The organism is Streptomyces sp. NPDC015345, assembly GCF_043078805.1.
Taxonomy (GTDB): domain Bacteria; phylum Actinomycetota; class Actinomycetes; order Streptomycetales; family Streptomycetaceae; genus Streptomyces.
This window is the reverse complement of the sequence record NZ_JBIBTX010000003.1, coordinates 110618-131518: the sequence shown is the minus strand read 5'-3', so window position 1 is coordinate 131518 and position 20901 is coordinate 110618. Positions and strand designations below refer to the sequence as shown.

Here is a 20901-nt window from a genome sequence, read left to right as displayed (position 1 = left end):
GCAGTAATGAGCCACCAGTGGCGCGGAATCATCGAGGAGTACCGGGAGCGTCTGCCGGTCTCGGACACCACGCCGGTCGTGACGCTTCGCGAGGGCGGCACGCCGCTCGTGCCCGCGCAGGTGCTCTCGGAGCGCACGGGCTGCGAGGTCCACCTCAAGGTCGAGGGCGCGAACCCCACCGGGTCCTTCAAGGACCGCGGCATGACCATGGCGATCACCAAGGCCAAGGAGGAGGGGGCGAAGGCCGTCATCTGCGCCTCCACCGGCAACACGTCGGCCTCCGCGGCCGCCTACGCCGTACGCGCGGGCATGGTCTGCGCCGTCCTCGTGCCGCAGGGCAAGATCGCGCTCGGCAAGATGGGCCAGGCGCTCGTCTACGGCTCGAAGATCCTCCAGGTCGACGGCAACTTCGACGACTGCCTGAACCTCGCGCGCGCCCTCTCCGAGAACTACCCGGTCGCGCTCGTCAATTCGGTCAACCCGTTCCGCATCGAGGGCCAGAAGACCGCCTCGTTCGAGATCGTGGACGCTCTCGGCGACGCCCCCGACATCCACGTCCTTCCCGTCGGCAACGCCGGCAACATCACGGCCTACTGGAAGGGCTACAAGGAGTACGCCGCCGACTCGGTGTCGACCCGTACCCCCCGGATGTGGGGCTTCCAGGCCTCCGGTTCGGCGCCCATCGTGCGCGGCGAGATCGTCAAGGACCCCTCGACGATCGCCACCGCGATTCGCATCGGCAACCCCGCGTCGTGGCAGTACGCACTCGCCGCGCGCGACGAGTCCGGCGGCTTCATCGACGAGGTGACGGACCGTGAGATCCTGCGCGCCTACAAGCTGTTGGCGTCCCAGGAGGGTGTCTTCGTGGAGCCCGCGTCGGCCGCCTCGGTCGCCGGTCTGCTGAAGGCCGCCGAGCAGGGCAAGGTCGACCCGGGGCAGCGCATTGTCTGCACCGTGACCGGAAACGGCCTGAAGGACCCCGACTGGGCCGTCGCCGGCGCCCCGCAGCCGGTCACCGTCCCGGTCGACGCGGCCACCGCCGCCGAGCGCCTCGGCCTGGCGTGACCCGCCGGCCGCGGGCGTAAGCCTCCGGCCGTATACGAGGGGTGGCACAGGGGGCTTACGACACGCATCGTGCGCCTCCTGTGCGCCCTATGTCGCCACAGAACCTTCCTTCGATAGGCTGTACCGAACCCGCCCCGCCGCATATGCCGCGGAGCCGCCGTAGTTCGCGGCCTTCGGGTGTTCCGTACATGTGGCACGTACCGAAAATACGCAGCCTCGAAAACACGCAGCTCAAGGAGAGTCATCGAGCGATGGCCGGTCCAGCGTTCCGCGCCGCCGCCGTCCGGGTGCGCACCCCCGCCACCAGCGCCAACCTCGGTCCGGGCTTCGATGCCCTGGGCCTGTCGCTGGGTCTGTACGACGACGTGGTCGTCCGGGTGGCCGACTCCGGCCTGAACATCGACATCGCGGGGGAGGGCAGCGACACCCTGCCGCGCGACGAGTCGCATCTGCTCGTACGATCCCTGCGCACCGCCTTCGACCTGCTCGGCGGACAGCCGCGCGGTCTTGAGATCGTCTGCGCCAACCGCATCCCGCACGGCCGCGGCCTCGGCTCCTCGTCCGCCGCCATCTGCGCGGGCATCGTCGCCGCACGCGCCGTGACCATAGGCGGCGAGGCCCGGCTCGACGACGCGGCGCTGCTCGAACTCGCCACCGAGATCGAGGGCCACCCCGACAACGTCGCCGCCTGTCTGCTCGGCGGCTTCACGCTCTCCTGGATGGACGCGGGAGCGGCGCGGGCGATCAGGCTGGAACCCGCCGATTCCATCGTTCCAGTGGTTTTCGTGCCCGGGAAGCCCGTCCTCACCGAGACCGCGCGCGGCCTGCTGCCGCGCACCGTCCCGCACGTCGACGCCGCCGCCAACGCGGGCCGGGCGGCCCTGCTCGTCGAGGCCCTCACCAGGCGCCCCGAGCTGCTGCTCCCCGCCACCGAGGACCGACTGCACCAGGACTACCGCGCCCCGGCCATGCCGGAGAGCGCCGCCCTGGTGGAGCGGCTGCGCGCCGACGGCGTGCCCGCGGTGATCTCCGGCGCGGGACCCACGGTCCTCGCGCTGGCCGAAGACAGTGCGGCCGACAAGGTCGCACGCCTGGCGGGCGAGGGCTGGGCGGCCAACCGCCTGGCGCTCGACGCCGGGGGAGCGAGCGTGCTGCCGCTCGCGCCCTAGTGAAGGCAGGGATTTCGGGGCGACCCGATTTCGAGAGGGGGAATGTTTGTTGGATCCGGTAGTGTTAATCTCAAGTCTGCACCCGACCTCACCATGGCGAGGTGCTTTGTGTCCCCGTCCGGGACAACCATTCTTCCGGGAGCCTCCCAAACTGCTTCGTGCCCCGCACTGAGCGGTCCTGAGCACGCTCCGGAACCGGCGTGACCGTGCCGAGTGACACCGCACATCAGTGGCACCGCATCGCAATCGCCATCACCAATGAATTCTTCCGCCTCGTTGGCGGACCACCGCCCCGGCACGGTCCATACGCATAGGACCGCCGGACAGCACAACCGGTCGCCGAGCCAGACAGGCCGACGTCCGCTCCAGGGAAGGACCCTTCGTGAGCGACACCACCGATCTGATGGGCGTGACTGCCGACACGCCCGCCACGGACGCCTCCGCGGCGCCTGCCACCGGTGCTTCGGCCGGGTCCCGGCGGCGCCGTGGCACCGGCCTTGAGGGCATGGTGCTGGCGGAACTGCAGCAGGTCGCCTCGGGCCTTGGGATCAAGGGAACCGGGCGCATGCGCAAGAGCCAGCTGATCGAGGTCATCAAGGAGGCGCAGGCAGGGGGCGGAGCCCCGGCCAAGAGCGCCGCGCCTTCCGCGGACACCACCGAGACCAAGCCCAAGCGCCGGGCCACCTCGAAGGCCCGTACGGGCGAGGCCGAGGGTGCCGGCAAGGCGAGCAAGGCCGACAAGACCGAGAAGGCCGACAAGGCCGAGGGCGGCAAGACCGAGAAGGCCGTCGCCCAGCAGCAGATCGAGATCCCCGGCCAGCCGGACGGGGGCGCCGTCCGCGCGAGCGAAGCCGAGCGCGGGGCAGACGACCAGCCCGCCGGTGAGCGTCGCCGGCGCCGGGCCACCGCCGACGCGGGCAGCCCGGAGACGGTCACCGCCGAGGCGAAGGCCGACACCAAGACCGAGGTCAAGGCCGACGCGGCCGAGGCCAGGGGTGACAGGGGCGGGGACGGCTCCGGCGACGGCGCCGAGGGCCGCCGCGAGCGCCGCGACCGCCAGGGCCGCGGCCGTGACCGCGACCGCCGCGGCAACAGCGGCAACAAGGGCGACGACCAGCAGGGCGGTGGCCGTCCGGACCGCCAGGAGCGGCAGGACCGCCAGCAGCAGGGCGGCGGCCGTCCGGACCGCCAGGACCGTCAGCGTGACAACGGCCCGCAGGATGACGGCTACGACGATGAGGCGGGTGGCCGCCGCGGCCGCCGGGGCCGTTACCGCGACCGCCGTGGCCGTCGGGGCCGCGACGAGCAGGGCTTCGGCAACGAGCCGCAGGTCTCCGACGACGACGTCCTGATCCCCGTCGCGGGCATCCTGGACATCCTCGACAACTACGCGTTCATCCGTACGTCGGGCTACCTCCCCGGTCCCAACGACGTCTACGTCTCGCTGGCCCAGGTCCGCAAGAACGGCCTGCGCAAGGGTGACCACGTCACCGGCGCGGTCCGCCAGCCCAAGGACGGCGAGCGCCGCGAGAAGTTCAACGCGCTCGTGCGCCTGGACTCCGTCAACGGCATGGCGCCCGAATCCGGGCGCGGGCGCCCGGAGTTCAACAAGCTGACGCCCCTTTACCCGCAGGACCGGCTCCGCCTGGAGACCGACCCGGGCGTGCTCACCACCCGCATCATCGACCTCGTGGCGCCCATCGGTAAGGGCCAGCGCGGTTTGATCGTGGCCCCGCCGAAGACCGGCAAGACCATGATCATGCAGGCGATCGCCAACGCGATCACGCACAACAACCCCGAGTGCCACCTGATGGTCGTCCTGGTCGACGAGCGTCCGGAAGAGGTCACCGACATGCAGCGGTCGGTGAAGGGCGAGGTCATCTCCTCGACCTTCGACCGCCCGGCCGAGGACCACACCACGGTCGCCGAGCTGGCCATCGAGCGCGCCAAGCGCCTGGTGGAGCTGGGCCACGACGTCGTCGTACTGCTCGACTCGATCACGCGTCTGGGCCGTGCGTACAACCTCGCGGCCCCGGCCTCGGGCCGCATCCTGTCCGGTGGTGTCGACTCGACGGCCCTTTACCCGCCGAAGCGCTTCTTCGGTGCCGCGCGCAACATCGAGGACGGCGGCTCGCTGACCATCCTCGCGACCGCGCTCGTGGACACCGGGTCCCGCATGGACGAGGTCATCTTCGAGGAGTTCAAGGGCACCGGCAACGCCGAGCTCAAGCTCGACCGCAAGCTCGCCGACAAGCGCATCTTCCCGGCGGTGGACGTGGACGCGTCCGGCACCCGCAAGGAAGAGATCCTGCTCGGCAGCGACGAGCTCGCCATCACCTGGAAGCTGCGCCGTGTGCTGCACGCGCTCGACCAGCAGCAGGCGATCGAGCTGCTCCTGGACAAGATGAAGCAGACGAAGTCGAACGCCGAGTTCCTGCTCCAGATCCAGAAGACGACCCCGGCGCCGGGCAACGGCAACGACTAGTCGTCCCGGCACCGAAAAGGGCCGCCCCGTCACTCCTGTGACGGGGCGGCCCTTTTGGTGCGGGCGAGACCTTCGCCACACGCATAAGAGATTCTCACGGTCACCGCTGGTAGCGCCGCTCCGTATGAAACCGCAGGTGAAAGGCGGAAATCAGGCGGTGGTACGAACGGTGCGTAATGGTCGCGTACCGGGGCGCACACAGGGTGCCGTGCAACCCTTCTTTCGGCTTTCACGTCTGACAAGTGACGGAAAGCCGCGCCTGACCCTGAAAGCAGGGGGTAACCGACCGACGAGGACTGAGGAGCCCATGACTGACGAGAGCACCCCGGCGGGCCCGGCCGATACGCGGCCCAGACGTCCCCGCGGCGGAGGCGGCAGGCGCCGCAAGCCGCGCCGGCGCAGCAAGGCGCTCGTCATCACGGCATGGGCCGCGGCCTCGGTGGTCGTCCTCGGTGGTACCGGACTCGGTGTCGTGTACTACAAGCTCAACGGCAACATCAAGGGCGTCGACATCAACGCCGCGCTCGGCACCGACCGCCCCTTGGACATCGACAACGGCTCCCAGGACATCCTCGTCCTCGGCTCCGACTCGCGCTCCGGCGACAACGCCAAGTACGGCAAGGACGAGGGCGCCGCCCGCTCCGACACGGCGATGATCGTGCACGTCTACAAGGGCCACAAGAAGGCCAGCGTCGTCTCCATACCCCGCGACACGCTGATATCCCGCCCCGAGTGCAAGACGGACGACGGCACGACCGACCCCGGCGGGCAGCGGCAGATGTTCAACACGGCGTACGAGGTCGGGGGCCCCGCCTGCGCCGTCAAGACCGTCGAGAAGATGTCCGGCATCCGGATGGACCACTACCTCGAAGTGGACTTCACGGGCTTCAAGAAGCTCATCGACACCCTCGGCGGCGTCGACATCACCACCAAGAAGGCCATCCGCGACAAGGACAGCCACCTCGACCTGGACGCGGGCACCCACACCCTGACCGGCGAGCAGGCGCTCGGCCTGGTCCGCACCCGGCACGGCGTCGGCGACGGCAGCGACCTCGGCCGCATCCAGCTCCAGCAGGCCTTCATCAAGGCCCTGCTCGACCAGGTCAAGGAGGTCGGGGTCTTCAGCAACCCCAAGAAGCTCTACGACCTGGCGAACGACGCGACCAGCGCCGTCACCACGGACTCCGACCTGAACGACGTCAAGAGCCTCGCGAGCTTCGCGGGCGGCCTCAAGGGCATCGGCGCGGGCGACATGAAGATGGTCACGATGCCGGTCCAGTACGACCCCGCCGACCGCAACCGCGTCCTTCCCCTCGAAGAGGCCGACCAGAAGGTCTGGGACGCGCTCAAGGCCGACAAGCCCATCCCGAAGTCCGCCACCGAGAAGTCCGCGGGCGACAAGGGTGACGTCGGCGGCGTGGTCGCCGGTCACTGAGGGTCGCGGGAACAGAGCCGGAACAGAGCAGGTACAGCTCCGGACCAGAGCCGGAATAGATCGGCCCCTACCCCCGTTTTGGGAGATACGGCCGGTCCTGGCAGACTGGTACGTCGGCCCCGGTTCACGTACGAGCAATCCGCGCGTACGACCCGGCGCCCTCCCGAAACTAGGAGACACCTTGAAGCGCGACATCCACCCCGAGTACGTCGAGACCCAGGTCAGCTGCACCTGTGGCGCCGAGTTCACCACCCGCAGCACGATCTCCAGCGGCACCGTCCGTGCCGAGGTCTGCTCCGAGTGCCACCCGTTCTACACGGGCAAGCAGAAGATCCTCGACACCGGTGGCCGCGTGGCCCGCTTCGAGGCCCGCTTCGGCAAGGCCGCGGCTGCCAAGAAGTAGCGAGCCACTGCGCCGGTCATCGGCCGCCCTCGCCAGGGGGCGGCCGGGACCGGCGCTTTTGCCGTCCCGCAGCCGATTCGCGTAGAACGCTCGCGTAGAACCTTCGCGTAGAAAACCAGGAGCCCCCGATGTTCGAGGCGGTCGAGGAACTGATCGGCGAGCACGCCGATCTGGAGAAGAAGCTCGCGGACCCGTCGGTCCACGCCGACCAGGCCAACGCGCGCAAGCTCAACAAGCGCTACGCCGAGCTGACCCCGATCGTCGCGACGTACCGCAGCTGGAAGCAGACCGGGGACGACATCGAGACCGCCCGCGAGCTGGGCGCCGACGACCCGGAATTCGCCGCCGAGGTCAAGGACCTGGAGCGCCGCCGCGACGAGCTCACCGAGAAGCTGCGGCTGCTGCTCGTGCCCCGGGACCCGTCCGACGACAAGGACGTCATCCTGGAGATCAAGGCGGGCGCGGGCGGCGACGAGTCCGCCCTGTTCGCCGGCGACCTGCTGCGCATGTACCTGCGGTACGCGGAGCGCGTCGGCTGGAAGACCGAGATCATCGACTCCACCGAGTCAGAGCTCGGCGGCTACAAGGACGTCCAGGTCGCCGTGAAGACCAAGGGCGGCCAGGGCGCCACCGAGCCCGGCCAGGGCGTCTGGGCGCGGCTGAAGTACGAGGGCGGCGTGCACCGCGTGCAGCGCGTGCCCTCCACCGAGTCGCAGGGCCGCATCCACACCTCCGCCGCCGGCGTCCTGGTGACGCCCGAGGCCGAGGAGATCGACGTCGAGATCCACGCCAATGACCTGCGCATCGACGTCTACCGCTCCTCCGGGCCCGGCGGCCAGTCCGTCAACACCACGGACTCCGCGGTCCGCATCACCCACCTGCCGACCGGCGTCGTCGCCTCCTGCCAGAACGAGAAGAGCCAGCTCCAGAACAAGGAGCAGGCCATGCGCATCCTGCGCTCCAGGCTCCTCGCGGCGGCCCAGGAGGAAGCGGAGAGCAAGGCCGCGGACGCGCGCCGCAGCCAGGTCCGCACCGTCGACCGCTCCGAGAAGATCCGGACGTACAACTACCCGGAAAACCGGATCTCGGACCACCGCGTCGGCTTCAAGGCGTACAACTTGGACCAGGTGCTCGACGGCGAACTCGACGCGGTCATCCAGGCCTGTGTCGACGCGGACTCCGCGGCCAAGCTCGCGGCAGCCTGACGCCCCCATCCCTCGTACGACGCCCCCGGAGGACCAGCGTGAACCTGCTGCTCGCGGAAGTGGCCCAGGCCACCCAGCGGCTGGCCGACGCCGGCGTGCCCTCGCCGCGCAACGACGCGGAGGAGCTCGCGGCCTTCGTGCACGGCGTGAAGCGGGGCGAGCTGCACTCCGTCAAGGACTCCGACTTCGACGCCCGCTACTGGGAGACGATCGCGCGCCGTGAGGCCCGCGAGCCGCTCCAGCACATCACCGGACGGGCCTACTTCCGCTACTTGGAGCTCCAGGTGGGCCCCGGCGTCTTCGTGCCCCGCCCGGAGACGGAGTCGGTCGTCGGCTGGGCGATAGACGCGGTGCGCGCCATGGACGTCGTCGAGCCGCTCATCGTCGACCTGTGCACCGGCTCGGGCGCCATCGCGCTCGCCCTCGCCCAGGAGGTGCCGCGCTCGCGCGTGCACGCCGTGGAGCTGTCCGAGGACGCCCTGAAGTGGACGCGCAAGAACGTCGAGGGGTCCAGGGTCAAGCTGGTCAAGGGCGACGCCCGTGACGCCTTCCCGGAGCTGGACGGCCAGGTCGACCTGGTGGTCTCCAACCCGCCGTACATCCCCCTCACCGAGTGGGAGTACGTCGCTCCGGAGGCCCGTGACTACGACCCCGAGCTCGCCCTCTTCTCCGGCGAGGACGGCCTCGACCTGATCCGCGGCATCGAGCGCACCGCCCACCGGCTGCTTCGCCCCGGCGGTGTCGTCGTCATCGAGCACGCCGACACCCAGGGCGGCCAGGTCCCGTGGATCTTCACCGAGGAGCGGGGCTGGGCCGACGCCGCCGACCACCCCGACCTGAACAACCGGCCGCGCTTCGCGACCGCCCGCAAGGCGATGCCGTGACGACCAACATTTCAACGCAGCAGTACGTGTACGAGGAGGCCCGCTGATGGCACGGCGATACGACACCAACGACGCGACCGACCGCTCGACCGGTCTGCGCGAGGCCGCGTCCGCCGTCCGCCGCGGCGAGCTGGTCGTGCTGCCCACCGACACCGTCTACGGCATCGGTGCCGACGCCTTCAGCCCGGAGGCGTGCGCCGACCTGCTCGACGCCAAGGGCCGCGGCCGCAACATGCCGACCCCCGTCCTCATCGGCTCGCCGAACACCCTGCACGGCCTGGTCACCGACTTCTCCGAGATGGCCTGGGAGCTGGTCGACGCCTTCTGGCCCGGCGCCCTGACCCTGGTCGCCAAGCAGCAGCCGTCCCTCCAGTGGGACCTCGGCGACACCCGCGGCACGGTCGCCATCCGCATGCCGCTGCACCCCGTCGCCATCGAACTGCTCACCGAGGTCGGCCCCATGGCCGTCTCCTCGGCCAACCTCACCGGGCACCCCGCCCCCGAGGACTGCGACGCCGCACAGGAGATGCTCGGCGACTCCGTCTCCGTCTACCTGGACGGCGGCCGGACCCCCGGCATCGTCCCCTCGTCGATCGTCGACGTCACGGGCAAGGTGCCGGTCCTGCTCCGCGCGGGCGCCCTGGACGCGGACGAGCTGCGCAAGGTGGTACCCGACCTCGAGGTGGCGAATTGACAGCCCCTGAGACGGGGCGTGGCATAGCGGGCTTCCCGGGCTCTGCGGGCACCTTCCGCATCCTCCACGTCAGCACCGGCAACGTCTGCCGCTCGCCGATCACCGAGCGGCTGACCCGGCATGCCCTGGCCGACCGCCTCGGCGACCCCCTCACCGGCGGCCTGATCGTGGAGAGCGCGGGCACCTGGGGCCACGAGGGCGCCCCCATGGAGACCAACGCCGAGACCGTCCTCGCGGACTTCGGGGCGGACGCCAGCGGCTTCATGGGACGCGAACTCCTCGACGACCACGTGATCCGCGCCGACCTGGTCCTGACCGCCACCCGCGACCACCGGGCGCAGGTCATCTCCATGGGCCACTCGGCGGGCCTGCGCACCTTCACCCTCAAGGAGTTCACCCGGCTGGTGCGGGCCATAGACCCGACGACCCTGCCCGAGCCGGACGGCAACGGCGTGGTGGAGCGCGCCCGCGCCCTGGTGCGGGCCGCCGCCGCCCTGCGCGGCTGGCTCCTCGCCCCCAACGTGGAGGCCGACGAGGTGTACGACCCCTACGGAGCGCCCCTGCCGTTCTTCCGCTCCGTGGGCGACGAGATCAACCAGGCGCTCGACCCCGTGGTGACGGCGCTGACCGGGGTGCCCGCGCACACGTAGCGGCCTACATTGGACCTGAGGTCACCCCCCGCCAGGCCTCGGAGCCCACGATGTCGCTCAGCACGGTCAGCACCGCACCCTCCGCCCCCGAGGCGTCGTACACCGACCTCGGCGCGCTGCGCAGGCAGGACCCCGAGCTGGCCGAGGTCATCGCCGCCGAGGCCGACCGGCAGTCCGGCGGCCTCCAGCTGGTCGCCGCCGAGAACTTCACCTCGCCCGCCGTCCTGACCGCCCTCGGCTCCCCGCTCGCCAACAAGTACGCCGAGGGCTACCCCGGGGCCCGCCACCACGGCGGCTGCGAACTCGTCGACGTCGCCGAGCGGATCGCCGTCGACCGCGCCAAGGCCCTCTTCGGCGCCGAGCACGCCAACGTCCAGGCGCACTCCGGCTCCTCTGCCGTCCTCGCCGCGTACGCCGCGCTGCTGCGGCCCGGCGACACGGTCCTCGCGATGGGCCTGCCGTACGGCGGCCACCTCACGCACGGCTCGCCCGCGAACTTCTCCGGGCGCTGGTTCGACTTCGTCGGCTACGGCGTCGACGCCGAGAGCGGCCTCATCGACTACGACCAGGTGCACGCCCTCGCCCGCAGCCACCGCCCGAAGGCGATCGTCTGCGGCTCGATCTCCTATCCGCGGCACATCGACTACGCGGCCTTCCGCGCCATCGCCGACGACGTGGGCGCGTATCTCATCGCCGACGCGGCCCATCCCATGGGCCTGGTCGCCGGGGGAGCGGCGCCGAACCCCGTGCCGTACGCCGACGTCGTCTGCGCCACCACCCACAAGGTCCTGCGCGGCCCCCGAGGCGGCCTCCTGCTGTGCGGGGCGGACCTGGCGCACCGGATCGACCGGGCCGTCTTCCCGTTCACGCAGGGCGGCGCACAGATGCACACGATCGCCGCCAAGGCGGTGGCCTTCGGCGAGGCGGCGGCCCCGGCCTTCACCGCGTACGCCCATCAGGTGGTCGCCAACGCGCGGACGCTGGCGGACGGCCTGGCCGCCGCCGGGTTCGCGATCATCACCGGCGGCACCGACACCCATCTGATCCTGGCCGATACGGCACCCCTCGGCGTCGAGGCGCACACCGCCCGCGGCAGGCTCGCGGCCGCCGGGATCGTCCTCGACACCTGCGCCCTGCCGCACGGCGACGCCCGCGGACTGCGCCTCGGCACCGCCGCCGTCACGACCCAGGGCATGACCGGTCCCGACCTGGTGCGCGTCGCCGGCCTGCTGGCCGACGCGGTCCGCGGCACGGGAGAGCCCACGGACGTACGGAACGAGGTGCGCGAACTGGCGGGCAGATTTCCGCCGTATCCGGGATAGGACGGGGTAGGCGCGTCAGGGACGCACACGTACTCGTGCAACCATCGTCGCTACCCGTAAGTCCCCAACCGTATGCGCGCAAAGCTAGGGTGTGGGGCTGAGATGGCCAGCGATACCTGTGGGGAAGCCCGTGCGTGAATACCTGCTGACGCTCTGCATCACGGCCGCGGTGACCTATCTGCTGACCGGGCCGGTGCGGAAGTTCGCGATCGTGGCCGGCGCCATGCCGGAAATCCGCGCCCGCGACGTACACCGGGAGCCCACGCCCCGGCTCGGCGGGATCGCGATGTTCTTCGGCCTGTGCGCGGGTCTCCTGGTCGCCGACCACCTGCCGAACCTGAACGCGGTCTTCGAGAACTCCAACGAACCGCGCGCGCTGCTCTCCGGAGCGGCGCTGATCTGGCTCATCGGCGTCCTCGACGACAAGTTCGAGATCGACGCCCTGATCAAGCTCGGCGGCCAGATGATCGCCGCCGGCGTCATGGTCATGCAGGGCCTGACGATCCTGTGGATCCCGGTCCCCGGCGTCGGCACGGTCTCGCTGACCTCCGGCCAGGGCACCCTCCTGACGGTCGCGCTCGTCGTCATCACCATCAACGCCGTCAACTTCGTGGACGGCCTCGACGGCCTCGCCGCGGGCATGGTCTGCATCGCCTCCGCCGCGTCCTTCATGTACGCCTACCGGATCTGGTACGGCTACGGCATCGAGGCCGCCGCGCCCGCCACGCTCTTCGCCGCCATCCTCATGGGCATGTGCCTGGGCTTCCTGCCGCACAACATGCACCCCGCGCGGATCTTCATGGGCGACTCCGGGTCGATGCTCATCGGCCTGATCCTCGCGGCGGGCGCCATCTCGGTGACGGGACAGGTCGACCCGGCGGCGATGAAGCTGAACTTCGGCGGCACCCGCGACGCCACGCACGCGATGCTGCCGGTCTTCATCCCGCTGCTCATGCCGCTCACGATCATCGCGATCCCCTTCGCCGACCTGGTCCTCGCCATCGTGCGCCGCACCTGGAACGGCAAGTCGCCCTTCGCCGCGGACCGCGGGCACCTCCACCACCGGCTCCTGGAGATCGGCCACTCGCACAGCCGCGCGGTGCTGATCATGTACTTCTGGTCGGCGCTCATCGCCTTCGGCACCGTCGCGTACTCGGTGCACTCCACGAGCGTGTGGATCCTGCTGCTCATCGTCGCCCTCAGCGCGCTGGGCCTCGTCCTGCTCCTGCTGCCGCGCTTCAGGCCGCGTACTCCCCGCTGGGCCGAGGCCTTCGTGCCGCCGCGCTACCGGCGCCGCCGGGCGGAGGGCGTCGAGGCGGAGACGGCCCAGGAGGATGTCGCCCGGCCCGCCGACCCGAGCCCCGCCCCCGTGCCCGAGCTGAGCGGAGCCATGCGCCCGCACGGCAGTACCGCGCTCTCCGAGCGGCCCCGTGTACGGTCGCATGAGCGTGACTAGGCGCGGCTATCACCGCGAGGCCTTCACGACCAACACGAAACGCGCATGGTGGACCGATCGTGTGATGGTCGGCACACTTTCAGGTAAAGACTGCATCAAATAGTTTGTGATACGGTTCACGAGAACCCGAGATATATTGGGGCGGCCCCGACGAGACCGGCCGCCCTGGTGAGGTGCGCCTCTTCGTCTCCGTGCGCCTCGCGTCCGGATCAGGGCCATCGCTCGACGATCGCAATGCCGCAATGCCACGTCCCCCAAATTCCGCCGGAGGAGCTGCCGCCATGCAGTCCAACGACGCCCGCACACTGCTTCACTGTGCCCTGCCCACCGCTGCCGCGGGTGTGGCGGGAGTCGCGGTCAGTGCCGCCGTTGCCGGCGGCAAGGGTGCGCTCGGTGCCACCTTCGGCGCACTTCTCGTCCTGCTGTTCATGGGTGGCGGGCTTGTGGCGCTCCAGCGAGGCGCGCGTTCCTTCCCCCATCTGTTCCAGATGATGGGCCTGCTGGTCTACACCGTGCAGATCCTGATCCTGATGGTGGTGCTGAGCATGATCAGCGGCACCTCGGCGTTCAACTCCAAGTGCTTCGCGTTCACGCTGCTCGCCGCCACTTTGGTGTGGATGGGAGCGCAGGTGCGTTCCCATATGAAGGCCAAGGTCCTCTATGTGGAGCCGGATTCCGCCCGGCCGCAATCGTGAGCTGTAGGGCCAGCGTAAGGAGACCTCCGCTCATTTGCTATGGTCTCGCCACAACTGCGGCAGAGCTGGCGCGGGAGGCGGCCGTGCCTGTGAAGCCATACGGCTCGGAGCCCAGCCGCCGCCCCCAAATCCGCAAGTCCAGTCCAGTGCCGCTCCGCGGACATCGACCGCGCCGACACATCGAGGTTGCCGTACCCATGCGCCACGTTGAAGGAGCTCGCGGTGAGTAACGCCCAGACGCTCGCCTTCGAGACCGATTGCCACATTTTTGAAGGGTGCGGTTTCCCGACCCCCGGCCTGCACTCCTTCCTCTTCGAGCCGATTTTCACCGTTGGCGGCTTTGAGTTCAACAAGCCGATGCTGCTGGCCCTGGTGAGTTCGGTCGTCGTCATCGGCTTCTTCTGGGCCGCTTTCAATAAGCCGAAGCTGATCCCCGGCAAGCTCCAGATGGTCGCCGAGATCGGCTACGACTTCGTGCGCCGCGGGGTCGTCTACGAGACGCTCGGCAAGAAGGAGGGCGAGAAGTACGTCCCTCTCATGGTCTCGCTGTTCTTCTTCATCTGGATCATGAACCTCTGGTCGATCGTTCCGCTCGCCCAGTTCCCGGTGACCTCGGTCATCGCCCTTCCGGCGGGTCTCGCGGCCATCGTCTACGTCCTCTGGGTGAGCGTGACCTTCAAGAGGCACGGCTTCATCGGTGGCTGGAAGAACATCACCGGTTACGACCGCTCGCTCGGCCCGGTCTTCCCGATGGTCATGTTCTTCGAGTTCCTCTCGAACATGATCATCCGGCCCTTCACCCACGCGGTGCGGCTCTTCGCCAACATGTTCGCGGGCCACGTCCTGCTGGTGATCTTCACCATCGCGAGCTGGTACCTGCTGAACGGCATCGGTATCGCCTACGCGGGTGTCTCGTTCGTGATGGTCATCGTGATGACGATCTTCGAGCTGTTCATCCAGGCGCTCCAGGCCTACGTCTTCATCCTGCTGGCCTCCAGCTACATCCAGGGCGCGCTCGCCGAGCACCACTGAGTACGCCTGGCCTCTCCCCCCGATACATCCGGTGGCCAACCCCCACCGGCCCGTAAAAAGAAGGAAGTTACGGCATGTCCGCTCTCGAGACCCTCGCCGCGGTCAACGTCCAGGGCAACTTCGGTGCGATCGGCTACGGCCTCGCCGCCATCGGCCCCGGCATCGGCGTCGGCATCATCTTCGGTAACGGTACGCAGGCCCTCGCCCGCCAGCCCGAGGCCGCCGGCCTCATCCGCCAGAACCAGATCCTCGGCTTCGTGCTCTGTGAGGCCCTGGCGCTCATCGGTCTGGTCATGGGCTTCGTTTACCCGGTTCCTTCCTGATCCGGTCTCGTTGACGAGAAACTTCAACGGAAGGCACTGATGTGATCTCCCTGGTACAGCTGGCGTCGGAGGAGCCTCAAAACCCTCTGATCCCGGCAATCCCCGAGCTCGTCATCGGCCTGATCGCGTTCGTCATCGTCTTCGGCTTCTTCGCCAAGAAGTTCCTCCCGAACATCAACAAGGTTCTGGAAGAGCGCCGCGAGGCGATCGAAGGCGGCATCGAAAAGGCCGAGGCCGCTCAGACCGAGGCCCAGAGCGTTCTTGAGCAGTACAAGGCTCAGCTCGCCGAGGCACGGCACGAGGCCGCGCGTCTGCGCCAGGAGGCGCAGGAGCAGGGCGCTCAGCTCATCGCCGAGATGCGGGCCGAGGGCCAGCGTCAGCGCGAGGAGATCGTCGCCGCGGGCCACGCCCAGATCGAGGCCGACCGCAAGGCCGCCGCGCAGTCGCTGCGTCAGGACGTGGGCCAGCTGGCCACCGACCTGGCCGGCAAGCTCGTCGGCGAGTCCCTTGAGGACAGCGCCCGGCAGAGCCGCACCATCGACCGCTTCCTCGACGAGCTCGAGCAGAAGGCAGAGGCGGCTCGATGACAGCGCACGGAGCCAGCCGCGAGGCACTGGCCGCCGCGCGTGAGCGTCTGGACGCGCTGACCGACAACACGTCGGTCGACGCCAAGCGGCTCGCGGACGAGCTGGCCGCGGTCACCGCGCTGCTGGGCCGCGAGGTCTCGCTGCGTCGGGTCCTGACCGACCCGGCGCAGTCCGGTGAGGCCAAGGCCGAGCTGGCCGGGCGCCTGCTGAGCGGCCAGGTGGGCGGCGAGGCCGCCGACCTGGTGGCCGGCATGGTCCGCTCGCGCTGGTCGCAGTCGCGGGACCTGGTGGACGCTCTGGAGGAGCTGGCCAACCTCGCCGACCTGACCGGCGCGCAGCAGGCCGGCGCGCTGGACAACGTCGAGGACGAGCTCTTCCGGTTCGGCCGGATCGTCTCCTCCAGCACCGGGCTGCGGGCGGCACTGACCGACCGCGCCGCCTCGCGCACGGCCAAGAGCGAGCTGCTGCGCAGCCTGCTCGGCGGTCGCGCCGAGGACGTGACGGAGCGCCTCGTCGAGCGCCTTGTGACCGCGCCGCGCGGACGTAGCCTGGAAGAGGGACTCGAGTCCCTCTCCAAGCTGGCCGCGGACCGACGCAACCGCATGGTCGCCGTCGTCACTTCCGCTGTTCCGCTCACGGACCAGCAGAAGCAGCGTCTCGGCGCCGCGCTGGTCAAGATGTACGGACGGCAGATGCACCTCAACCTCGACGTGGACCCCGAGATCCTCGGCGGGATCAGGGTCCAGGTCGGCGACGAGGTCATCAACGGCTCCATCGCGGACCGCATCGAGGAAGCCGGCCGCCGCGTGGCCGGCCAGTAACTCAACACGCACGAAATACGGCCCTAGTTGGGCCGTGCAGAGGATTCCTGGGGGCTGACCCCAGACCCCCCAAGAAAACTTCGGGCCCAACAAGGAGAGCAGGGAACCCAGATGGCGGAGCTCACGATCCGGCCGGAGGAGATCCGGGACGCGCTGGAGAACTTTGTCCAGGCGTACAAGCCGGACGCGGCCTCGCGCGAGGAGGTCGGTACGGTCACCGTCGCCGGCGACGGTATCGCCAAGATCGAGGGTCTGCCCTCGGCCATGGCGAACGAGCTGCTGAAGTTCGAGGACGGATCTCTCGGCCTCGCGCTGAACCTCGAAGAGCGCGAGATCGGCGCGGTCGTCCTCGGCGAGTTCAGCGGTATCGAGGAAGGCCAGCCGGTCAGCCGTACCGGCGAGGTCCTGTCGGTCGCCGTGGGCGAGGGTTACCTCGGCCGCGTCGTCGACCCGCTCGGCAACCCGATCGACGGCCTCGGCGAGATCGAGACCAGCGGACGTCGCGCCCTCGAGCTGCAGGCACCGGGCGTCATGGCCCGTAAGTCGGTGCACGAGCCGATGGAGACGGGCTACAAGGCCGTCGACGCGATGACCCCGATCGGCCGTGGCCAGCGTCAGCTGATCATCGGTGACCGCCAGACCGGCAAGACCGCCCTGGCCGTCGACACGATCATCAACCAGCGCGACAACTGGCGCACCGGTGACGTGAACAAGCAGGTCCGCTGCATCTACGTCGCCATCGGTCAGAAGGGCTCCACCATCGCCTCCGTGCGTGGTGCGCTCGAAGAGGCCGGCGCGCTGGAGTACACGACCATCGTCGCCGCCCCGGCGTCCGACCCGGCCGGCTTCAAGTACCTGGCGCCGTACACCGGCTCGGCCATCGGCCAGCACTGGATGTACGAGGGCAAGCACGTCCTCATCGTCTTCGACGACCTCTCGAAGCAGGCCGACGCCTACCGCGCCGTGTCCCTGCTGCTCCGCCGCCCGCCGGGGCGCGAGGCCTACCCGGGTGACGTCTTCTACCTGCACTCGCGTCTCCTCGAGCGTTGCGCGAAGCTCTCCGACGAGCTGGGCAAGGGCTCGATGACGGGTCTGCCGATCGTCGAGACCAAGGCGAACGACGTGTCGGCGTTCATCCCGACCAACGTCATCTCCATCACCGACGGCCAGTGCTTCCTGGAGTCGGACCTCTTCAACGCCGGTCAGCGCCCCGCGCTGAACGTCGGTATCTCCGTCTCCCGAGTCGGTGGTTCCGCGCAGCACAAGGCGATGAAGCAGGTCTCCGGCCGCCTCCGCGTGGACCTCGCCCAGTTCCGTGAGCTGGAGGCGTTCGCCGCCTTCGGTTCCGACCTGGACGCCGCGTCGAAGGCGCAGCTGGAGCGCGGTCAGCGCATGGTCGAGCTGCTCAAGCAGCCGCAGTACGAGCCGATGGCCACCGAGGACCAGGTCGTCTCCGTGTGGGCCGGTACCACCGGTCGCATGGACGAGGTGCCGGTGAACGACATCCGCCGCTTCGAGAAGGAGCTCCTGGAGTACCTGCACCGCAAGGAGCAGGGCCTCATGACCTCCATCAAGGAGGGCGGCAAGATGTCGGACGACACCCTCCAGGCCGTCGGCGACGCCATCGCGGAGTTCAAGAAGCAGTTCGAGACCTCGGACGGGAAGCTTCTCGGCGAGGACGCTCCGGCCGCCGCCGGCAAGTGACGACGGAAGGGACCTGACTCATGGGAGCCCAGCTCCGGGTCTATAAGCGTCGCATCAAATCCGTCACCGCGACCAAGAAGATCACCAAGGCGATGGAGATGATCGCCGCCTCGCGTGTCGTCAAGGCGCAGCGCAAGGTGGCGGCCTCCACGCCGTACGCGACCGAGCTCACCCGCGCGGTCACGGCGGTCGGTACCGGTTCGAACACGAAGCACCCGCTGACGACCGAGGCCGAGCAGCCGACCCGCACCGCGGTTCTGCTCCTCACGAGCGACCGCGGACTGGCCGGCGCCTTCAACTCGAACGCCATCAAGGCCGCGGAGCAGCTGACCGCGCGCCTGGAGGCAGAGGGCAAGGAGGTCGACACGTACATCGTCGGCCGCCGTGGTCTGTCCCACTACAACTTCCGCGAGCGCAAGGTCGTGGAGTCGTGGTCGGGCTTCACCGATGAGCCCACGTACGCGGACGCCAAGAAGGTCGCGGCGCCGTTGATCGAGGCGATCGAGAAGGAGACGGCGGAAGGCGGCGTGGACGAGCTCCACATCGTCTACACCGAGTTCATCTCGATGATGACGCAGACGGCCATCGACGGCCGCCTGCTGCCGCTCAGCCTCGAAGAGGTCGCGGAGGAGAAGCCCGCCAAGGGCGAGATCCTTCCGCTGTACGACTTCGAGCCGTCGGCGGAGGACGTCCTCGACGCCCTGCTGCCGCGGTACGTCGAGAGCCGTATCTACAACGCGATGCTCCAGTCGGCTGCCTCCAAGCACGCCGCCACGCGCCGCGCGATGAAGTCGGCCACCGACAACGCCGGGGATCTGATCAACAGCCTCTCCCGGCTTGCCAACGCGGCCCGCCAGGCCGAAATCACCCAGGAAATCAGCGAGATCGTCGGCGGCACAGCAGCGCTGGCCGACGCGACCGCGGGGAGTGACAAGTAATGACGACCACTGTTGAGACGGCCGTTGCCACGGGCCGCGTCGCCCGGGTGATCGGCCCGGTCGTCGACGTGGAGTTCCCCGTCGACGCGATGCCGGAGATCTACAACGCCCTGCACGTCGAGGTCGACGACCCGGAGACCGCGGGCGGCCGCAAGACGCTGACCCTCGAGGTCGCCCAGCACCTGGGTGACGGCGTGGTCCGCGCGATCTCGATGCAGCCCACCGACGGCCTGGTCCGCCAGGCGCCCGTCACCGACACCGGCCGCGGCATCTCGGTGCCGGTCGGCGACGTGACCAAGGGCCGTGTGTTCAACACGCTCGGTGACGTGCTGAACGACGACCCGTCCGTGGTCGCCGACGCCGAGCGCTGGACGATCCACCGCAAGGCCCCGGCCTTCGACCAGCTCGAGTCCAAGACCGAGATGTTCGAGACCGGCCTGAAGGTCGTCGACCTTCTCACCCCGTACGTCAAGGGTGGAAAGATCGGTCTGTTCGGTGGTGCCGGTGTCGGCAAGACCGTGCTGATCCAGGAAATGATCGTCCGTGTGGCCAAGCTGCACGACGGTGTCTCCGTCTTCGCCGGTGTCGGCGAGCGCACCCGTGAGGGCAACGACCTCATGGTCGAGATGGAGGAAGCCGGCGTTCTGGACAAGACCGCGCTGGTCTTCGGCCAGATGGACGAGCCGCCGGGCACGCGTCTGCGCGTCGCCCTGGCCGGTCTGACCATGGCGGAGTACTTCCGCGATGTGCAGAAGCAGGACGTGCTGTTCTTCATCGACAACATCTTCCGCTTCACCCAGGCCGGTTCCGAGGTCTCGACCCTGCTCGGCCGCATGCCCTCCGCGGTGGGCTACCAGCCGAACCTGGCCGACGAGATGGGTCTCCTCCAGGAGCGCATCACCTCGACCCGTGGTCACTCGATCACCTCGATGCAGGCGATCTACGTCCCCGCGGACGACCTGACCGACCCGGCCCCGGCCACCACGTTCGCCCACCTCGACGCGACGACGGTGCTCTCCCGTCCGATCTCCGAGAAGGGCATCTACCCGGCCGTGGACCCGCTGGACTCCACGTCCCGCATCCTGGACCCGCGCTACATCGCGCAGGACCACTACGACGCCGCCATGCGCGTCAAGGGAATCCTGCAGAAGTACAAGGACCTCCAGGACATCATCGCGATCCTCGGTATCGACGAGCTCAGCGAGGAAGACAAGCTCGTCGTCGCCCGCGCCCGTCGCGTGGAGCGCTTCCTGTCCCAGAACACCCACGCCGCCAAGCAGTTCACCGGCGTGGACGGTTCGGACGTGTCCCTCGACGAGTCGATCGCGGCGTTCAACGCGATCTGCGACGGCGAGTACGACCACTTCCCGGAGCAGGCGTTCTTCATGTGCGGTGGTCTCGAGGACCTCAAGAAGAACGCCAAGGAGCTCGGCGTCTCCTGAGCCCCGTAGCTCGACCGCACGGAGGGGCGGGTTGCACCCCGCGGGGGCCGTGTCCCGCCCCTCCGTGTACGCCCACTAGAATTTGACCCAACACCCGGCGAAGCCGCCGGGTGGTGACCCGAGGAGCCACCCTTGGCTGCTGAGCTGCATGTCGAGCTGGTCGCCGCGGACCGCAGCGTCTGGTCCGGCGAGGCCACCCTGGTCGTCGCGCGCACCACGTCCGGCGACATCGGCGTCATGCCCGGTCACCAGCCGCTGCTCGGTGTGCTGGAGTCGGGCCCGGTGACCATTCGTACGAGTGGCGGCGGCACCGTCGTCGCCGCCGTCCACGGGGGATTCATCTCCTTCGCGGACGACAAGCTGTCGCTGCTGGCCGAGATCGCGGAGCTGTCCGACGAGATCGACGTCCAGCGTGCGGAGCGGGCGCTGGAGCGCGCGAAGTCGGAGGCCGACGCCTCCGCCGAGCGGCGCGCCGACGTCCGACTGCGTGCGGTGGCGGCGCGCTGACCCCAGCGCGCGGCGTAACGTGACTCAGCCGCGGCCAGGTCCGGGAACATTCCGGACCGGGTCGCGGCTGAGGCAATGCGGGTG

Annotated in this window: 20 protein-coding genes; all 20 read left to right on the top strand. The window is 69.3% G+C overall.

Features of this window, described 5'->3' with window-relative positions:
* Positions 1-6: 6 nt before the first annotated feature.
* Positions 7-1065, top strand: coding sequence for a threonine synthase (gene thrC / locus ACF062_RS12925; protein ID WP_392137815.1), 1059 nt, complete (start codon positions 7-9; stop codon positions 1063-1065).
* 251 nt (positions 1066-1316) lie between these two features.
* The gene (gene thrB / locus ACF062_RS12920) at positions 1317-2234 is read left to right on the top strand and encodes a homoserine kinase (RefSeq protein ID WP_392137814.1); all 918 of its coding nucleotides are present in this window, start codon (positions 1317-1319) and stop codon (positions 2232-2234) included.
* Positions 2235-2616: 382 nt separating this feature from the next.
* On the top strand, positions 2617-4719 hold the full coding sequence (rho, locus tag ACF062_RS12915; RefSeq protein ID WP_392137813.1) for a transcription termination factor Rho: 2103 nt from the start codon (positions 2617-2619) through the stop codon (positions 4717-4719).
* A 307-nt stretch (positions 4720-5026) separates the two neighbouring features.
* Positions 5027-6154 carry an LCP family protein gene (locus ACF062_RS12910; protein ID WP_392137812.1) on the top strand — a complete coding sequence of 376 codons (1128 nt, stop codon included), beginning with the start codon at positions 5027-5029 and terminating at the stop codon, positions 6152-6154.
* Positions 6155-6335: 181 nt separating this feature from the next.
* Positions 6336-6557, top strand: a complete 222-nt coding sequence (gene rpmE, locus ACF062_RS12905) for a 50S ribosomal protein L31 (RefSeq protein WP_030792109.1) — start codon at positions 6336-6338, stop codon at positions 6555-6557.
* Positions 6558-6685: 128 nt separating this feature from the next.
* Positions 6686-7762, top strand: coding sequence for a peptide chain release factor 1 (gene prfA / locus ACF062_RS12900; RefSeq protein WP_223776774.1), 1077 nt, complete (start codon positions 6686-6688; stop codon positions 7760-7762).
* A 38-nt stretch (positions 7763-7800) separates the two neighbouring features.
* Positions 7801-8646 carry a peptide chain release factor N(5)-glutamine methyltransferase gene (prmC, locus tag ACF062_RS12895; RefSeq protein ID WP_223776775.1) on the top strand — a complete coding sequence of 282 codons (846 nt, stop codon included), beginning with the start codon at positions 7801-7803 and terminating at the stop codon, positions 8644-8646.
* Between the two features lie 46 nt (positions 8647-8692).
* Positions 8693-9340 carry an L-threonylcarbamoyladenylate synthase gene (locus ACF062_RS12890; RefSeq protein ID WP_223776776.1) on the top strand — a complete coding sequence of 216 codons (648 nt, stop codon included), beginning with the start codon at positions 8693-8695 and terminating at the stop codon, positions 9338-9340.
* Entirely contained in the window at positions 9337-9990 is a 654-nt protein-coding gene (locus ACF062_RS12885; protein ID WP_223776777.1) for a protein-tyrosine-phosphatase, read from the top strand. The genes ACF062_RS12890 and ACF062_RS12885 overlap by 4 nt, the downstream gene beginning before the upstream one ends.
* Positions 9991-10040: 50 nt before the next feature.
* Positions 10041-11312, top strand: a complete 1272-nt coding sequence (glyA, locus tag ACF062_RS12880; RefSeq protein ID WP_392137811.1) for a serine hydroxymethyltransferase — start codon at positions 10041-10043, stop codon at positions 11310-11312.
* Between the two features lie 130 nt (positions 11313-11442).
* The gene (locus tag ACF062_RS12875) at positions 11443-12768 is read left to right on the top strand and encodes an MraY family glycosyltransferase (protein ID WP_392137810.1); all 1326 of its coding nucleotides are present in this window, start codon (positions 11443-11445) and stop codon (positions 12766-12768) included.
* 281 nt (positions 12769-13049) lie between these two features.
* Positions 13050-13463: a hypothetical protein gene (locus tag ACF062_RS12870; RefSeq protein WP_356574372.1), complete on the top strand. Its 414-nt coding sequence runs from the start codon at positions 13050-13052 to the stop codon at positions 13461-13463.
* Between the two features lie 222 nt (positions 13464-13685).
* On the top strand, positions 13686-14495 hold the full coding sequence (atpB, locus tag ACF062_RS12865; RefSeq protein WP_392137809.1) for a F0F1 ATP synthase subunit A: 810 nt from the start codon (positions 13686-13688) through the stop codon (positions 14493-14495).
* A gap of 74 nt (positions 14496-14569) precedes the next feature.
* On the top strand, positions 14570-14818 hold the full coding sequence (gene atpE, locus ACF062_RS12860) for an ATP synthase F0 subunit C (RefSeq protein WP_205036302.1): 249 nt from the start codon (positions 14570-14572) through the stop codon (positions 14816-14818).
* Positions 14819-14859: 41 nt separating this feature from the next.
* Complete coding sequence (locus ACF062_RS12855; RefSeq protein ID WP_356574369.1) at positions 14860-15405, top strand: F0F1 ATP synthase subunit B; 546 nt, start codon at positions 14860-14862, stop codon at positions 15403-15405.
* A complete protein-coding gene (locus ACF062_RS12850) occupies positions 15402-16226 on the top strand; it encodes a F0F1 ATP synthase subunit delta (RefSeq protein WP_392137808.1) in 825 nt (274 codons plus the stop codon). The genes ACF062_RS12855 and ACF062_RS12850 overlap by 4 nt, the downstream gene beginning before the upstream one ends.
* A 111-nt stretch (positions 16227-16337) precedes the next feature.
* Positions 16338-17930 carry a F0F1 ATP synthase subunit alpha gene (gene atpA, locus ACF062_RS12845; RefSeq protein ID WP_223776785.1) on the top strand — a complete coding sequence of 531 codons (1593 nt, stop codon included), beginning with the start codon at positions 16338-16340 and terminating at the stop codon, positions 17928-17930.
* A 20-nt stretch (positions 17931-17950) separates the two neighbouring features.
* Entirely contained in the window at positions 17951-18868 is a 918-nt protein-coding gene (locus ACF062_RS12840) for a F0F1 ATP synthase subunit gamma (RefSeq protein ID WP_392137807.1), read from the top strand.
* Positions 18868-20310, top strand: coding sequence for a F0F1 ATP synthase subunit beta (atpD, locus tag ACF062_RS12835; protein WP_223776787.1), 1443 nt, complete (start codon positions 18868-18870; stop codon positions 20308-20310). The genes ACF062_RS12840 and atpD overlap by 1 nt, the downstream gene beginning before the upstream one ends.
* Before the next feature lie 132 nt (positions 20311-20442).
* Entirely contained in the window at positions 20443-20817 is a 375-nt protein-coding gene (locus ACF062_RS12830) for a F0F1 ATP synthase subunit epsilon (RefSeq protein ID WP_205036291.1), read from the top strand.
* Positions 20818-20901: the final 84 nt, after the last annotated feature.

Coding starts and splice junctions, on each gene's coding strand:
- thrC (WP_392137815.1), top strand. CDS start 7: ATGAGCCACCAGTGGCGCGGAATCATCGAGGAGTACCGGGAGCGTCTG.
- thrB (WP_392137814.1), top strand. CDS start 1,317: ATGGCCGGTCCAGCGTTCCGCGCCGCCGCCGTCCGGGTGCGCACCCCC.
- ACF062_RS12910 (WP_392137812.1), top strand. CDS start 5,027: ATGACTGACGAGAGCACCCCGGCGGGCCCGGCCGATACGCGGCCCAGA.
- prfA (WP_223776774.1), top strand. CDS start 6,686: ATGTTCGAGGCGGTCGAGGAACTGATCGGCGAGCACGCCGATCTGGAG.
- ACF062_RS12890 (WP_223776776.1), top strand. CDS start 8,693: ATGGCACGGCGATACGACACCAACGACGCGACCGACCGCTCGACCGGT.
- glyA (WP_392137811.1), top strand. CDS start 10,041: ATGTCGCTCAGCACGGTCAGCACCGCACCCTCCGCCCCCGAGGCGTCG.
- ACF062_RS12870 (WP_356574372.1), top strand. CDS start 13,050: ATGCAGTCCAACGACGCCCGCACACTGCTTCACTGTGCCCTGCCCACC.
- atpE (WP_205036302.1), top strand. CDS start 14,570: ATGTCCGCTCTCGAGACCCTCGCCGCGGTCAACGTCCAGGGCAACTTC.
- ACF062_RS12850 (WP_392137808.1), top strand. CDS start 15,402: ATGACAGCGCACGGAGCCAGCCGCGAGGCACTGGCCGCCGCGCGTGAG.
- atpA (WP_223776785.1), top strand. CDS start 16,338: ATGGCGGAGCTCACGATCCGGCCGGAGGAGATCCGGGACGCGCTGGAG.
- ACF062_RS12840 (WP_392137807.1), top strand. CDS start 17,951: ATGGGAGCCCAGCTCCGGGTCTATAAGCGTCGCATCAAATCCGTCACC.
- atpD (WP_223776787.1), top strand. CDS start 18,868: ATGACGACCACTGTTGAGACGGCCGTTGCCACGGGCCGCGTCGCCCGG.